The organism is Butyricimonas muris, from assembly GCF_046365375.1.
GTDB classification, from domain to species: domain Bacteria; phylum Bacteroidota; class Bacteroidia; order Bacteroidales; family Marinifilaceae; genus Butyricimonas; species Butyricimonas muris.
This window is the reverse complement of sequence record NZ_JBKEIT010000001.1, coordinates 167,675-183,834: the sequence shown is the minus strand read 5'-3', so window position 1 is coordinate 183,834 and position 16,160 is coordinate 167,675. Positions and strand designations below refer to the sequence as shown.

General features: G+C 41.7%; 12 protein-coding genes. 1 reads left to right on the top strand and 11 read right to left on the bottom strand.

Going from position 1 to position 16,160, the window contains the following annotated elements; genetic code table 11:
* Nucleotides 1-2: 2 nt before the first annotated feature.
* The 10 genes from ACK8P8_RS00740 to ACK8P8_RS00695 form a co-directional block, all read right to left on the bottom strand.
* Nucleotides 3-3,371 carry a SusC/RagA family TonB-linked outer membrane protein gene (locus ACK8P8_RS00740; RefSeq protein ID WP_369860161.1) on the bottom strand — a complete coding sequence of 1,123 codons (3,369 nt, stop codon included), beginning with the start codon at nt 3,369-3,371 and terminating at the stop codon, nt 3-5.
* A gap of 141 nt (nt 3,372-3,512) precedes the next feature.
* Nucleotides 3,513-4,028: a hypothetical protein gene (locus ACK8P8_RS00735; RefSeq protein ID WP_369859953.1), complete on the bottom strand. Its 516-nt coding sequence runs from the start codon at nt 4,026-4,028 to the stop codon at nt 3,513-3,515.
* 7 nt (nt 4,029-4,035) lie between these two features.
* Entirely contained in the window at nt 4,036-5,691 is a 1,656-nt protein-coding gene (locus tag ACK8P8_RS00730; protein ID WP_369859952.1) for a S8 family serine peptidase, read from the bottom strand.
* Between the two features lie 13 nt (nt 5,692-5,704).
* Nucleotides 5,705-8,050, bottom strand: a complete 2,346-nt coding sequence (locus ACK8P8_RS00725; protein WP_369859951.1) for a S9 family peptidase — start codon at nt 8,048-8,050, stop codon at nt 5,705-5,707.
* Between the two features lie 5 nt (nt 8,051-8,055).
* Nucleotides 8,056-8,556 carry a TlpA family protein disulfide reductase gene (locus ACK8P8_RS00720; protein ID WP_369859950.1) on the bottom strand — a complete coding sequence of 167 codons (501 nt, stop codon included), beginning with the start codon at nt 8,554-8,556 and terminating at the stop codon, nt 8,056-8,058.
* 5 nt (nt 8,557-8,561) lie between these two features.
* Nucleotides 8,562-9,539 (bottom strand): redoxin domain-containing protein, encoded by a 978-nt coding sequence (locus ACK8P8_RS00715; RefSeq protein WP_369859949.1) that lies wholly within the window; start codon nt 9,537-9,539, stop codon nt 8,562-8,564.
* Between the two features lie 65 nt (nt 9,540-9,604).
* Entirely contained in the window at nt 9,605-11,464 is a 1,860-nt protein-coding gene (locus ACK8P8_RS00710; protein ID WP_369859948.1) for a TlpA family protein disulfide reductase, read from the bottom strand.
* An 89-nt stretch (nt 11,465-11,553) separates the two neighbouring features.
* Nucleotides 11,554-12,150: a hypothetical protein gene (locus tag ACK8P8_RS00705; protein WP_369859947.1), complete on the bottom strand. Its 597-nt coding sequence runs from the start codon at nt 12,148-12,150 to the stop codon at nt 11,554-11,556.
* Between the two features lie 22 nt (nt 12,151-12,172).
* Entirely contained in the window at nt 12,173-13,633 is a 1,461-nt protein-coding gene (locus ACK8P8_RS00700; RefSeq protein WP_369859946.1) for a hypothetical protein, read from the bottom strand.
* A gap of 92 nt (nt 13,634-13,725) precedes the next feature.
* Entirely contained in the window at nt 13,726-14,295 is a 570-nt protein-coding gene (locus ACK8P8_RS00695; RefSeq protein WP_369859945.1) for an RNA polymerase sigma factor, read from the bottom strand.
* Between the two features lie 372 nt (nt 14,296-14,667).
* Here ACK8P8_RS00695 and ACK8P8_RS00690 point away from each other — a divergent pair, with 372 nt between their 5' ends.
* Entirely contained in the window at nt 14,668-15,258 is a 591-nt protein-coding gene (locus tag ACK8P8_RS00690) for a DUF4251 domain-containing protein (RefSeq protein ID WP_186975737.1), read from the top strand.
* A gap of 406 nt (nt 15,259-15,664) precedes the next feature.
* Here ACK8P8_RS00690 and coaD read toward each other — a convergent pair whose 3' ends face one another.
* Nucleotides 15,665-16,138, bottom strand: coding sequence for a pantetheine-phosphate adenylyltransferase (gene coaD / locus ACK8P8_RS00685; RefSeq protein WP_410025405.1), 474 nt, complete (start codon nt 16,136-16,138; stop codon nt 15,665-15,667).
* Nucleotides 16,139-16,160: the final 22 nt, after the last annotated feature.

Sequence of the window (16,160 nt, the reverse complement as noted above, 5' to 3'; positions counted from 1 at the left end):
ATCTAAAATGAAACATTCAAGTTAAACGTGAAAGACGGACGCGACGGAACCGATATCGTCGATGATGATCCCGATTGCGTGGTTGGATCCTGACCTTTCAATTTTTTGGAAGCCCAAGTATACAACTCTGTAGCTGATATGGACAAATAAAGCGACGTCAAATTCATTTTTTTACACCACTCTTCCGGCACAGAATAACGCAAACTGATATTTTGTACCTTCAGATAATCACCACTGACCACGCGTATATCCGAATTATCATACATCTGCCAGATATTGTCTGCAAACTTATACGGTTGATCTTTCCACCATGGTGCCATAGTTTCACTATAAACCTTATCTGTCTGTATACTGGGAATATTTGTATACTTTTCATCACCAGATTTCTGCCAACGATTTACCAATTCCCGACGCAGATTTTGTACAGGCTGGGGTGCACTATTATTGGAAACCTCTCCATACAATTTCATCAACCGGATCTTAGAACCAACACTATAAGTTAAATTACAACTCAACGTAAATTGCCTATATCCAAAAGTATTCGATATTCCACCTTGCAAATAAGGAACACGACAACCGGAATAATCCATTACTTCCAGAAAAACCTCGTCATTATTCATTTCATAAAATTTTTCCCAATTCTCTTCCCCGACATTAGCAAAAGTAGGAACACCATTTCTTCCGTCCAAGCCAGTAAATTTATAGGAAAAAAATGAATCTAAAGGTCGACCGGCAACTTCAGCCTTACCGTTTAAATAATCTTCATAAGTATAATCATCGTGCAACGTCTGATCACCTTTTTTACTCTCGGTCGCTTTACTTACCAATTTGTTTAACACTTGTCCTAATTGTGGATCAATTCGCCATGTGAAACCTCTCTTTCCACCTCCCATTGCACCGAGATTAGGTGGAATAGGATAAAAACTAAATGCAAATTCTGTTCCTTGGTTTACAACCGTACCCTGATTCACCGTATATTGCCTAACTCCGTTCACGATAGATATTTTCTTAGTCAGAAAAGCATTTTTCGTTTTTTTGTAAAAATAAGATACGTTACCGCGAATTCGATTTTTCCAGAAAGAAAAATCTACTGTCGTGTTAAAATTTGCGGTCTTTTCCCAACTCAAATTAGGATTGGGAAATTTATTTACAGTGGAAATATAATTTTCCATCAAATCGTTATACCCACCCTTTTTAATAATCAATTCGGGACTTTCAGAATCCAACATATTACCTTGATAACCGAAAGAAGCACGCCAAGAAAAGTCTGACACCCAATTCCAATACTCAAATAAATCCTCCTTTATGTTCCAACGAGCAGATACTGACCATACGGGCAATAACTTATCATTGGCCCTACTCCCGAATTTATTCGAAGCATCAATTCGCATATTCGCATTCAACACATACATATTTTTATACGAATAAGAGACAGTGGCATAACCTGAAACACTATTAGTCAATTGATCTTTTAATACCCCGCGGGCTTGCTGTGTTTCAACCAACCATTTTTCAAAGTGCGGGTAAGTCCCCGGTGTAAAGGTCGTTATCAACATTCCCCGGTCTTTCAAATATCCGCGATGAGTTTGACTCAATCCAGTGTAAGTCGTTGAAGAGGCTTCCATACCCGCGGCGGCCGTGATCACGTGTTCATTTGCTTCATCCAAGGCTTTCGTGTAATTTAGCTGTCCCCGCAACAAAAGGCTGGTATTTTTTGTATTGCTTTTCCGCAATTCCGCTCCAACAGGCATTTTTATTTCTTTCATTTGTGTCCCATCATACTTTTCACCTCGCAAAGCTGCTGCATAAGCCGATTTCTCTCCAAAATAAATCTCCTCATCGCTATTATTAACCGTATACGACATAGTCACCTCTGCTCTCAACTCCGGCAAAAACTTATACCCCATATTAAGGGACATAGATAAAGAATTGCTATTCATTTCCCGTGTAGCATGTTTTCGCTCATGTAATATATTATAATTCACAGGAAAATTAAAACCTTCAAGTTGCCGGGGATAATACCACAATGATCCGTCCTCATTATACGCCGGTACAGCCCGACTCGTGTTATAAGCATATCCCATTAATCCCACTTCATCCGGTGTATAATGCTTCTCCTGTACGTTTCCGGACAAATTAAATTGCATATTAAATTTGTTATAATTCAAAGTCACACCTAATCTTGCCGTATAACGATCTAATGCCTCTTCCCGCAACATTCCATTATCCCTACTGTAACCTAAAGAAGCATAATACTTCATATTTGCAGATCCCCCGGAAAGAGATAGATTATGATTGTGGGAAAAAGCATCTTGGCAAATTATATCAAACCAATCCGTATTACTCCGCTCCAAATAACTTACTTGATCCACGAACTCCCCATAAGTAAGTTTTCTATTATAATAGTCCAATAGAGCAGCTTCGTATCCTACCCATGAACTCATAGTCGAAAAAGTCAATCCTTTTTCTATCGCTTCCCGAGAATAATCTATACGTTCCTTGGCATTCATCACATTCACATTCTTATTCGTGTAACGGGAACGCGGCGAAAGCGTCCCGGTAAAACTGTATGATACTGTCGGGGGACCCGGTTTCCCTTTTTTAGTTGTGATTACAATCACACCATTTGCCGCTTTCGTTCCATACAAAGCAGTAGCAGAAGCGTCTTTCAACACATCAATCTGCTCAATATCACTCGGATTCAATCCGGATATTGCATTTCCCAATAAGTTCACGAAATCCAAGTCATTCATCTGCTCCGGATCAACATTAACCGGATCGGTCAACGGTATACCGTCAAGTACCCACAATGGCTCTTGATTTCCCAATATCGTAGACGTACCCCGTATTCTCAACTTCGGGGCAGCCCCCACTTGACCGGAATTCTGCATAAAAATCATTCCCGGCACATGCCCTTCCAGCATCCTGTCTATTGTAGTAATACCCGGCATCATGATATCATCCATTTTCAACGTTGTCACCGCACTCGTCAAATGACGTTTCTCAATTTTCTGATATCCGGTAATTATCACTTCCTCTATTTCATGATTATCATCTTCCAAAATCACCTGCAAATTGGTTTGTCCTGTAAATTTAATCTCTTTTGTCCGTTTTCCCATAAAAGAGAAGCAAATAATCAAACCATCCGTCTTTTCCGGTAACGGAATCATGAATTTACCATGAGCATCCGTGATTACTCCTTGAGTAGTCCCCTTTATCACCACATTCACTCCCGGTAGCGTATCCCGATCTTGTCCGAGTACCACCCCGGTCAATACTTTCACTTTCGTTTGAGGTAATATTTCTCCATCATACTTCAGACCGGAATTTCCGGTTGAACCATAAGTCACTAAAGTACCAACGAAAATCATCACAAACGTAACGATCAGTTTTATTCCTCTATATCGACGAGGATATACTGAACTTTTTCCGTGTAAAAAACATAAACGACTCTCTTTCATAAATATGTATTGGTTAAATAAAACATTAATTCATCATGCCCCCAAAGCATGTTATATTTTTTCCCCTTTAAAAATAACTTTCGGTTCCGCTACCATTGGTATGACAACCAAGGTTAATTCAACATTCAATTCTTCGTTTTGAATCTTCCCTTTATGCGAATAATTAAATTTCTGTTGTCCATAATTCACACTCCCTTTCCCATCCAAACTGTACACCGATTCATCTTGTATCACTTTACAAATCGTCGGCTCCAATACAATCCCTTCCGCAGGCATTTTGAAATCTATCAATTCCATGGTTACCTCATTCTTATCATTTACTTTCACTTCCACTTTGCATGGAATTGGTCCGTCCGGTAACAACTGTTGCCCCGCTTGACTTTGGATTTTCTCCGCCATTTTTTTTAAATAATCAGATAACACGAGCGTTGCCTCTCCTTTGTATATTCCCGGTAAACCACTGACATCAGTCACTTTCGAGCCTCCAACTCCAACACAAACCCGATACACTGTAGCCGCAACAACGACAACGATAAGTATTCCGATAATAATTAATGTCCGTTTCATTCATCATCTATTTTGATTTTTCCATACTCAATCTCTCCGCCACTTTCACGGCACCCAAAGCATTCAAGATTCCCCCGGTAGAACACAACTCCTCGAAATCAACCTCTTCTTTCCCCCGAGTACCCGGTTTCCCCACTTTTTCTCCTTTTCTCACGGTCACCCCTTCCAACACGGCTTGTTTTACTTCCCATGGACTTAATTCTGGGAAATAATTCCAAATCAAAGCTATCACACCTGTAACCACCGGAGCCGCCATACTAGTCCCGCGCAAACTCATATATTTATTATCCGGGACAGAAGAATAAATACCATCACCCGGGGCAAATACATCCACTTCATTTTTGTCATAATTCGATGACATCGCCGGTTGACCAACCATCCCGATTGAGCCCACGGAAATCCAGTTCTTTAAAATCTTCTTCGCCGTAATATGTTTCGTGGGATACAAATGATGTACTTTCAACGAGGCGCCATCATTACCTGCCGCATGCACCAAGAGTACCCCCTTTTTCTCGGCATAACGCATAGCATCTGCCACCATTTTTTTCCCGGGAGAGGTGCGTTTCCCGAAACTCATGTTAATCACGCGGGCACCATTATCTACCGCATAACGAATAGCAGAAGCAACATCCTTATCCCGCTCATCGCCAGCACCATCACTCACGCGAATAAACATCAGTTCCACATCGGCAATCCCATCAATTCCGATCCCGTTATTTCGGGTTGCCCCGGCAATTCCTCCCACATGCATCCCATGAATGGAACTCGGTTGAGCAAACAAATTATTATTCCCGTAAATCCGATCGGAAGCTTTAGTTTGATTATCCCCCAAAGACGCCCTTTCATTTTCAGAAGCAACCGTAACATCAATCCGTTTTTGATGCTCTTGCTCGGCTTCACTCACCAAAACATGCCGTTTTGCATAAAATTTATTCCAATTAGCCAATGGTTCCTTTCTCCATTTGCTCAAGAAAAAACGAAAAGCACGTATCCGGTCTGTATCCGCTTCGTTCTCATCCATAATCCCCGTAAAATGTTTCGACGTAAAAAACTTCTTGCCAGGATGTTTCGCTCGCAACTCCTTCTCGAACTGCTCTATATATCTAACAGCCACTTTCGCTTCTTCTATATTCTGTCCGGTTTGCCAAATAAAAGAAAAAGGTTCCACCTCTTCTTTAAAATAACGATATTCCCGGTAAGCTTTTTTAGACAAACGAGAAGTATCCACGCCCTCAAATTTCTTACTCAATAGTAAATACTCCCGGTCAGCCTCCAAGCTACTGGAAGACAATTGGGAACCATCCGCATATCCGGCAAAATTCCATCCGTGCACATCATCAATATACCCGTTTCCATCGTCATCAATCCCGTTGCCCGGAATTTCTCCTCGGTTCACCCACAAACTCGCTTTCAAATCTTCGTGCTCGATATCCGTTCCCCCATCAATAATAGCAACAATTGTCTTCATTTTCGGCTCCCGCCCTTTCAAATATTCATACGCTTTCAACACTTCAGCTCCATACACCTTATCCGTGTCAAAAGCTCGCAATTGCCAATCTAAAGCAGGGTTAGCTTTCTTCTCCGGCTTCTTTTTAGATTGAGCCGAAGAAACAAAAGCCACAAAAACGAAACAAACACATACTATAAATATTCTTGCAGTCATTATTGTTCTATCTTTATTTTCTTAAATAATCATCTATTTCACCGTATCCCTCACTCGTGAAATCACCTAAAAGATGTTTCGCAAAATGAAACCACATCTTTCGTTCATAAAACTCCATCGATGCCCCTATATAGTAATGTTTCATTCCGGGAAATATAACTAAGTCAAAATTCTTTCCCTCTTTTATCAAAGCATCAACCATTCGCATCGTTTGTGCCGGATGTACGTTATCGTCCGTGTCACCGTGCATCAACATCAAATGTCCTTTTAAGTTCTTCGCCAATTCCATGTTGGTCGGTACGTCAAATTTAAATGACACCTTCTCCTCGATAATTGTCGTGTCTTTGCCGGTCAGCGCACTTTTTTCAATCTTCTTCTCCAGTGTCTTCACCTCTTTCAAACCGTGAAAAGTTTCTCCCCACCAACGATTATATATACGATTATCGTGATTTCCAGAGGAAGACACCGCCGCTTTGTAAAAATCCATGTAAGTACAGATTGCCGCCGTCGACATAAATCCTCCACCCGAATGCCCGTAAATTCCCACCCGATCGACATCAATAAACGGATAACGGTCTGCCAGTTGCTCGATTCCATATTTATCATCAGCCAAAGCATAATCCCGCAAATTCCCATGCCCGTACATATGATACCATTTGTCACGGAAGGGAGTCCCTCCCCGATGCCCGAAATTAACCACGATAAAACCGACCTCTGCCAATGCGGTATTGTGATATCCAGAGGCAATAAATTCAAACGGAACAGCATCCGATTGCGGTCCGGGATAAACATACGAAATAATCGGATAAATCTTCGTCGAATCGAAATCACTCGGTTTCCACATATAACCGTATAAATCAGTCACGTTATCCGCCGCTTTCACGGTAAACGGTTCCGGCATCTTCCACCCCATCTCGTACAAACGACTTAAATCGGGAGAAGCCAATTCCAAAATCACCTTTCCTTTATTATCCCGCACCACGCTCCGGGGTTCCAAATCCACTCGCGAATAATTATCCACGAAATAACGCCCCGATTCCGAGAACACAGCATCATGCGTCGCCATTTCCGGGGTAAGCATCTCCACCTCACCGTTACCATCAAGCCTAGCACTGTTTACTCTGGCAAAATAAGGGGATTCGCCCTCCACTTGCCCGTAAACATTGAAATATATCACCCGATTCTTCTCGTCCGTCTTAAGGACTTTTCCCGTCACGCCTCCCCCGGTTGTAATCGCATTCTTCAAATTTCCATACTCGTCATACAGGTATAACTGACCTCGTCCCGTGCGTTCCGACCACCAGATAATCTCCTCCCCGCTATTCAAAAAAGAAAGATTAAAGAAATCCTCCGTGAAATAAGGCTTACTCACCTCGTTGATGATCACTTTCACCTCTCCATCCGGGCAAACCCGGCAGACATCGAGCTCGTCACAGGTTCTCTTTTTTCGCGTAAAATAGCATCTCTTCATTTGTCCTTCCTCTCTTGCCGGGAAAAACTGTACTTTTTGATCCGTCCATTTCTCGTCCACTCGCACCACTTTCTTTTGATCCACGTGACAGAAATACAATTCTTCGCGTTTCACAATCTTATCTCCCGGTATTTCATACTCGTTTCCGGCACCCTGTTGCGGACGACCGACACCCAAATAAAGCATCAAAGGCATTCTCCCCACGTTTCGTTGATCAGTGCGTTCAACTATAAAACTTTTAGAATCCGGGAACCAAGATACCCGTCCCACGGTCTTATCATTGTTACCACTAGCCGACTTGGCAAAAGAAAACCCTTTTTCCCCATCTGTCGTCAATTGTGTTTCGGTAGAATCTACCACGGAAAACAAATACAAGTTATGATTCTTCACATACACCACATAAGCACTATCGGGCGAACAAGTCCCCACGATATATTTCCCCCTCTTTTTAGAAGCCGTCGTTTTCTCCTTTTCCGGCACAGGAACAAAACGGTGCGTGTATATATTATAAGCAAAAGGACAATTATCAACCTTAAACGTGATCGTTTTCTCATCTTTCAAAAAAGTGATACTCAAGTCCAACTCTTTATAATGCAATGTCCCGTGAGTTTTTTCATTTATCTCTCCCGCCACGAATTTCCGATCGAACATCTCCCGATGCACTTTAGCTTTCGGATCTACAAAATAATACCGAACCCCATCACCTGTCTTATACTTGTACCAAAACTTGTCGCTATGCTTCAAAAACTCGGGTTTCACCTTCGTGGTTCCGATCAACGTTTTCAACTTATGATGCGTAAAACGGTCCGCAGACTTATAATTCGCCTTTTGCCCTACCCCTGAAAGCGCAAGTACACAAAACACTATCCACAACAACAAATATTTCATAACAACTATCTTTTCCTGTATTTCTTCAATATTTTCTTGATAATCTTATCCGTCAAATCATTGGGACTTCCCTCCCAACGCACGATTCCTTTCGGATCTACCAACAACGCGTAAGGCACAAACCTTAAATCTATGGCATGATAAGTTCGGCTTTGAGTATCATATCCCTTGTAATAAGTGGCATCCGGTTCTTTGGGATGTTTACCCTTACTACGATTACAACCGATAATAACCATTTTATCCTTGTACTTTTCATGAAAAGCATTTAGTCTGGGAACAGCCTCCCAACAAGGAGGACACATAAGTCCATAAATCTCAAACAAAATAAACTTGCCCACGGTGTCCGGCTCCACCGTCATCCACTTCTCCACAACTAATGCCGGAGCCTTTTTATTCAAAAAAGAATTCTTCACACCCCGACGAAACCACGTCTCTTCTTTCTGTTCTTGTGCAAAAACAGATACCGTTGCCATAAGAGTAATTATCAATATCGTTATCTTTTTCATAACAACTATTTTTTATATTTCTTGATCATTTCCTTGAAAAATTCGGCAGTCAACGTATTGGGATCCCCCTCCCAGCGTACGATGCCTTTCGGGTCTACCAACAATGCATAAGGCACAAACTTCAAGCCTAACGTATTATAAGTCGTCCGTTTCAAATCAGTTCCTTTATAATAATCCGCCTTCGGCTCCTGTGGCAATCTGCCTTTATGCCCTGCAATACCCATAATCACCACGTCATCTTTAAATTCATGATGCAGCTTATTCAATTTCGGGATAGCCGTCCAGCATGGCGGGCAAACTAACCCGTACATCTCGAACAACACGAATTTACCCTTGGTATCCGGTTTTTCCGTTTCCCACGTTTCCACCACCAATTCCGGGGTCTTCTTGTTCAAATAAGATTTCACGCCCCATTGCGTCACATCCACCTGTTCCGTTTTCTTGACAACGCTTTTATATTCCTCTATAATCTTGTCTATCAACTCGAACGTCACCTTTTCCGGGAAACCTTCCCAACGCACGATTCCATCCGGGTCAATAATCAACGTGTGAGGAATAAATATCAATTCCAACGCCTTACGGGTCAGACTTTTCGAGTCTATCGCCACCGGGTAATTCATCACCGGTTTTACCCACTCTACTACTTTGCCATCCTTGATCACAGGCTCTTTCATTTTAGCTATTTTCTCCTCCGAATCGGAAGTCAAACTGACAATCACGGCATTCCGCTGTTTCATCCCTTTATTCAATTCATTCAAGTGCGGAATGGCCGCTTTACACGGTCCACAGGTTGTGCCCCAAAACTCAAGGATTACAAATTTACCTCTTAAATCCTGCGCTTCCCCTATCCATTTCTCAATAATAATCTCCGGAGCCTTCTGATTCAAAAAAGACTTCACCCCACCTTTGGGTGTTGCCAGATTCTGCCCGAACGCCATCGATACAAATACAATAGTAACAACAAACAATACAATCTTTTTCATATCCCTTATTTATTTGAAATTCCGTGATTAATCACCAAATCCGCAATCACCAAATCGCTTGATTATTAAATCTCTTTTTTAATCAACTCCCTCATCTTCTCACACCCCATAAAACCAACCGTCTCGTAAACCACCTCGCCTTTCTTGTTTACTAATAAATAAAATGGCACTCCCGTTATATTAAACCTGTCCGTCAAATACTTGTTTTGTTTCCGGGTCAAGCGATAATGTTCTCCTCCGATATTCGGAATCATTTGTTGCCATATCTCCAGCGGTGAGGCATTCTGGCTAGTAATAAACACGTAAGAAATCGGCTGCCCCTCGAACTCCTTTTTCACCGGTTTCATCATCTTCATCGCTTTCACGCAAGGCACGCAGGACGTTCCCCAGAAATCGATAAAAATCACTCGCCCCTTGTATCTTTCCAATATCATTTCAAACGCCTCTTCACCAGATGCTTTCTCGGAAATCTCTCGAACCGCGTATCCCGGTTTGGCTAAATGAGCCATCCATGCCTTGTTACCCTCCGAGTACACCTTCTCGAACAATCGGGCTATCTCAGGGGTTGCCGTTCTCATAACAGCAAGTTGTTCTTCCTTCAGAGGCAAATTCTTACCAAAACGAGGAAAACACACTTGCGCCTTATACAAATCAGACAAATACCCTTCACCGAAGTATTCTTTCACCTCTCCTTCCGTCTTGAAAGAATTTAACATTTTCATAAACGGAACAGAATTCAACAACATCAAATCATAATTCGTTAAATCAAAAGATTTCAACGGTTTGAAATACGCCTTTTCCACTCTAGGCAAACGCTCATCACCTATTCCGCATTGATACATTTTAGTAAAGTTGGCACGCATATACAAAATCCGATTTAAACAAATCAACTGAGCCTCCAACTTAGAGTAATAACGATATTCATCGCTTAAAGAAGAATCGTTCTCGAGAAATTGCAAGGCATCATTATATTTTTCAAGGCAAAAAGCCACATACTTCTCCGGCTCCATACTTTCCCCCTTCTCCCAAGTAAGTTCATCGGAAGGTATTTCGGTCCATAACCGGGCAAGCAACCGCCGGTTCAAATCCTCCCTGTTACCACTGTAATAACCGACAGGACGTTCATATTCATCCCGAAAATAGGAACTGTATCGAAAATTGGCAATCTGCACGTCAACGTAAAGCGTGGCATCCTCGCCCGGATCCACCACGACGCGAATAATCCGTTTACCCACCACCACCTGCACCTCCGTACTCACGTACTGGTCAAATTCTGCAACCACAATACCATCCTCTCCGACCGTGTACTCGTCCATCCCGGGAATCAATCCGCTTCGAGATACCGTGATCTCTCCCATCTTAGGAGCATACCCCAAAAGATGCAATTCCAAGCGGGTACGACCCGTCTTGAACACCGGAGCCTTCCACGATGCATCTTTATTCAATTTATACTTTCTCAACGCAACGGGAATCTTTTTCCATGTCTTTGAGCCCCTGTTCTCCCTCGTCTGAATATCCCAGATCGCCACCGGTAAACTCTTTCCGCCCTCTTTAAAAATCAAATCCACCGTTCCCGTCGATACTGGAATAGGAGGAAATACCAATTCAAAATAAGGATGCGACATATCCACGTTTGCACTTGATACCATATTCTTCGGTAAAGTAACTCCTCTCGCCTCTTGCAACTCGTATTTTATTCCATTTGCCGACAAATAAAGTTGCTGGTCTACCCCTGTCAACTTTCCCCCACAAGCCGACGCATCCATATAAAATATGGTTGCCGCATCACCCAGCACAATCTTATTAACCTCCATAATATCAATGGTTCTAGCCCCAAAAAGAGGTTTCTCTATGATACGAGTCTTCCCTGTACTACTGATACCGAGCAGCATCAATAGCATACAAATGATTCCACTATTCATCATGCTTTTTTTTCTCTTTTGAAAAAAACCGGAAGTCTTTCCCGAGGGAACACTTCCGGTCCCGCGCCAATATATAAAAGTTTATCTCACTTTTATTTTTTCTTCGGTTGTTGTGTCTGTTCTCTTCTCTCGAAACGAGTTTTTATCTTTAAAGCTTTTGGATCTTTCCGTGAAAATACCACTTCCAATTCTTGTGATTTCGGGAATTTTATCCCGTGGAACATCACGCCCAATATTGTTGTCTTTTTCGGATCCCATGTAATCTCGGTTCCGGCATCCGCCGGTATAGCCCTACCATCCTGCAATTTTATAATCTTGTAACGATTTTCCTCAGACTGAATGTAACCGCTGGTATCGATTCCCGATAAACGCCCTTTGCACTTCTCCACCTCTAGAAAAATGATACATGAATCGTTCCCGATAAACTGGTAACCTTTCACACCTACCGCCTTATTAGTCGTGGAAAGAATTCTCGGGTCATGGATATTCTGTATCAAACGGAAAGCCGGTTTACCACCATTAGCACCTGCCATTTTCATCAGATCCTGTAAATTCATCTTTACCTGTTTGGGATTCGTCGTGTCCGCCACTACCGTTTTATCCTCTTTTACCGACAAACCTCCAATTGCATTCACCTGTAAACAACATATTAAAAAGGCGAACACCACTAAACTAAAAATCTTTTTCATTTGCTTTGTTTTATTTTAAAATTCATTCTACGATTTCCGAATAACGCTCAACAATATCTGCCGGATAGTACTCCAGACCTCCCAGTTGGTAACTTTGTCCAAACCAATATTGTCGCATCAAGAAAAAATTTCGTAATTTCAATTCAGGGTTCCATTCTCCTTTCTCCGAAACCAAAGGCTGTGGATAAGCCATCCCTCCTTTTGCGATAAAACGAAATCTCACCTCCCCCCTACAACACCTATTGGTCAATTTTAGTCCCTCCACACCCGCAGGATCATTTATGCTGCTAGGAAACGACGACTCGGTATAATTATTCCTTATATTCCCGGTATTCATATCGCTCCACAGAAACAAAAACGAAACCTTATACAAACCATTACCTGCCTTATCAAAGTTCTCTACAAATACACAAGATGCCAAAGCATCTCCTTCATTCCGCATATTCGCATCTTCATGCTCGGCAATCACAGTCGAACTCTGCCAAGGATCAATATAAGCAATTGCACCGACAATTTCATCAGAAGACTCAAAAGTACACTCTATTAACAAAGAATCCCGTTCCACAATATGATTCTCTTCGTCTAACCAAGAATACTTTACCTCTTTTATCGTGACCTCTTCCATAGAATTGTACTCGTGTGTTCCCTCTTCATTAAACACCTGTATCTGGTTCAACCACATCGCATCCGTAGGCGTCAGATCTATCAATTGCAAATCTTCCCAATATCTTTTATAATTAGGAACATATTTCTTTGAAGCACTAGTCGTAATATGCCCGGTAAGAGAGAAACGGGAACTGGTTAATACACCGTTATTATCAGATTGAAAAAAAGCATGCATCAACTCATACATCACTTGCCCCAGATCTTGCAAGTGTGTTTCACGCCCCTTCCTAGAAGTTAAAAACTTAGGATCAAAACTTTCCGCATCACATCCACAAAATGCCATCGTATGGTCCGGCATCTCCAGATTGGAAGGATTCAACGGTATTGTATTAAAAAACGAACCGCTATATTTCGGCATATATACCAAAAAATGATTACTTCTCTTTTCACTTGGATTAGCCGCAAAATAATCCATCACCTCTACCGCCATCTCTTTCACGTCTGTAACTTGCATTTTAGCTGCTTCTCGCTTACTTTTTATATAACTGATTGTAATATAATTCTGGTTAGAATCATTCACAACCAATCCAAACGTCTTATCAAAACGATTTCGTTGCATATTCTCTTTAAAGAACTTTTGAGTATTCAACGTCAAACCAGATAAACGTTTATGCCACAAGTTCAATGTATCCACATCTGCAGGAACATAATACACTACATTCAAACAATGGTAATTCTCCGGATCCGCATGCCAAGTTTCACTCAACGGCTTATCCTTATCCTTCACTTTTTTGTTTGTTTCATAAGCATCCGTTGTACACGCCACAACCAATACTCCAAACATAATCGATAAAAACCATTTCCTATCTTTTTTCATAATCCTATTGTTTTGGTTATCCTATAATTTGCCCCTACGACAGGAAAAAAGAAAAAATGGGTGACAAATCCCCTGAAAAAAATACAAAAAAATTATTCCACCCCCAAAAGCAAGAGTAGAAGAACAAGATAAGTCCTTTCGTTTAAATTAGAACGTAATGTTGATAGAGCACGAGAAAGCGACGTTTTTACAGTATTGACGGAAATACCCAAATCCTCCGCCACCTCTTTATATCGTTTCCCGTTTAAAACCACTGCCATAAAAATTTCACGGGTGCGGTCGGGCAATTTATCTACCTCCCGGTACACCTCCTCGATCCGCTCGTTCCACTCCGCCTCGTCCGGCATCTCCGTGTCCGAAAACTCCAACAACAAATCCATCGGTTGCATCGTAATTCCCGCCCGGGACTCCAACATATTCAAACAACGATTACGCACCGATTGATACAGATAAGAACGCAAATAATTATCAATCATATCAAAGCGCTGTTGCTCCCAGAACTTGATAAACACCTCTTGCACAATATCCTCCGCTTCCTCCTGCTGGGGCACGAATTTAAGGGCATACATCACCAGCGGACGATAAAAACGACGGAAAAGTAATTCTAATCCACGCTTATCTCCTTGCTTCAAAAGCACCAGTATTTTATCCGCTTCTTCCATGCATCTCATCGATTAATGACCTCAAACCACCATCACAGGAATTTATCCATCATCAGAAATACAAAAATATACTTTTTTCCATTCTTTCCAACCTTAGAAATTATTTTTCCGCTTTTACAAGTATTATTTCATTCCTCATTCCCCGTCCACACGTGAAATATCGTTCACGGACAATCATAAAATCACAGAATCCATAAATTATTAAACTTTTTTTAAAGCGAGAAATTGAACCCTCTCGCTCTTATTGCCGTATATGCCATAGAATTTTGATACTCTATCACTCATTCTTTCATCAGACTAGCGGAAAAGAGGGGTTGGGAATACGAGAAATTCACAAACTAAACTAATTAAACAAAATAAAAAAGAGACGCTATGAAAAAAGTTATTTTTTTATTGGCAATGACTACATTCCTTTTCAGTGACTTTGCCATGCAGGCACAAACCAAAAAAGAAATAAGGGAAAAGAGAAAAGCACACAGGGCATGTATGCGTATGCACCGGAAAATGGTACGCGAACAACAAAATATGATCGCTTATCAGGACGCGGTAAAAGCCCTCAAGAACAACAGTTGGGTATTACAAGCCAATACCTTGTTCAACAACTTCGGGGGAGCCATACCTGTTACCAACAACACGAACTTCGTGGCTATGGACAACAATCAGGTATCCGTACAACTGGCATTCAACGGGTTTAATCCCGGACCGAACGGATTGGGCGGAATCACGCTGACCGGCTGGCCTTCCAGTATCAACCAGAGAGTGGACAAAAACGGCAACATCACCTACACGTTCAACGTTATGGGAGCCGCTTTATTTGCGCAAGTCACCGTACGCATGAGTTATGGAAGTAGCTACGCTACCGCAACCGTAACCTCGAACACGAACGGTCGTGAATTGACCTTCTCCGGTAACTTGGTTCCGTATAGCCAATCGAATATATTCCAGAGCGGATTTAGTTTCTAAACAACTATATAAAATACTCTCGTTTAATATTCAATTACTCAATTTCACACGTGAAGAGGGCGTTCGAAAAACGCCCTCTTTGGTTTATAAAGTTTGTAAGGTTCATAAAGTTTATAAAGTAACGGAGTCTTTCGTGCAAAATCCCATGGTAAATCAATGGTAATACTACCCCTCCGCCAGAGCGCAAACAGAGCACAAACGTAACAACCATACACGGGAATATAGTTGCTACGTTTGAGCTCTGACAAAGCCACGAAGAAGATAGAGCATTATCCTATAATCAGGTTAGCAATATGTATAATTTAAAACATATGTAACCGACAACAGCCAAACACACCCCGGATCGAGTTCTCCCCGAAACTCAATCTAAAATCCAAAATCATTAAATCCAAAATCCGCAACCTCCTTATTGCCGTAAATCTTCGGTGGTAATATTTGAAGGCAGGAATTTAGTCGCGTCTCCGCCATTCATGAATATATCCCGAACGATCGTGGAACTGATAAAAGTATGTTCGGGCGACGTCAGCAAGAATACGGTCTCCACATTGGAATCCATCGCCTTGTTAATCTGTCCCACGGCACGCTCGTACTCGAAGTCGACAGCCGTGCGCAGTCCCCGGATGATAAAACCGGCATTCTGCTGCTCGCAAAAATCAACAGTCAACCCGGAATAACTCATCACGCTTACTTCTTTCACGTCTTTGAAGACTTTCTCAATAATAGCGATACGCGTATCGACATCCAAGAACTCCTGCTTTACAGCGTTAATACCGACAGCAACAATGATTTTATCGAAAATTTTCAACCCTCTTCTCACGATCTCCTCGTGACCAACCGTAAACGGATCAAAGGATCCCGGAAACACAGCAATTTTTTCCATGACGTATTATTTATAATTCTTC

What these genes read in the sequence shown, in the direction of transcription:
- ACK8P8_RS00740 (WP_369860161.1), bottom strand. Translation starts at nt 3,371, where the DNA reads ATGATTTTCGTTGGTACTTTAGTGACTTATGGTTCAACCGGAAATTCC.
- ACK8P8_RS00735 (WP_369859953.1), bottom strand. Translation starts at nt 4,028, where the DNA reads ATGAAACGGACATTAATTATTATCGGAATACTTATCGTTGTCGTTGTT.
- ACK8P8_RS00730 (WP_369859952.1), bottom strand. Translation starts at nt 5,691, where the DNA reads ATGACTGCAAGAATATTTATAGTATGTGTTTGTTTCGTTTTTGTGGCT.
- ACK8P8_RS00725 (WP_369859951.1), bottom strand. Translation starts at nt 8,050, where the DNA reads ATGAAATATTTGTTGTTGTGGATAGTGTTTTGTGTACTTGCGCTTTCA.
- ACK8P8_RS00720 (WP_369859950.1), bottom strand. Translation starts at nt 8,556, where the DNA reads ATGAAAAAGATAACGATATTGATAATTACTCTTATGGCAACGGTATCT.
- ACK8P8_RS00715 (WP_369859949.1), bottom strand. Translation starts at nt 9,539, where the DNA reads ATGAAAAAGATTGTATTGTTTGTTGTTACTATTGTATTTGTATCGATG.
- ACK8P8_RS00710 (WP_369859948.1), bottom strand. Translation starts at nt 11,464, where the DNA reads ATGATGAATAGTGGAATCATTTGTATGCTATTGATGCTGCTCGGTATC.
- ACK8P8_RS00705 (WP_369859947.1), bottom strand. Translation starts at nt 12,150, where the DNA reads ATGAAAAAGATTTTTAGTTTAGTGGTGTTCGCCTTTTTAATATGTTGT.
- ACK8P8_RS00700 (WP_369859946.1), bottom strand. Translation starts at nt 13,633, where the DNA reads ATGAAAAAAGATAGGAAATGGTTTTTATCGATTATGTTTGGAGTATTG.
- ACK8P8_RS00695 (WP_369859945.1), bottom strand. Translation starts at nt 14,295, where the DNA reads ATGGAAGAAGCGGATAAAATACTGGTGCTTTTGAAGCAAGGAGATAAG.
- ACK8P8_RS00690 (WP_186975737.1), top strand. Translation starts at nt 14,668, where the DNA reads ATGAAAAAAGTTATTTTTTTATTGGCAATGACTACATTCCTTTTCAGT.
- coaD (WP_410025405.1), bottom strand. Translation starts at nt 16,138, where the DNA reads ATGGAAAAAATTGCTGTGTTTCCGGGATCCTTTGATCCGTTTACGGTT.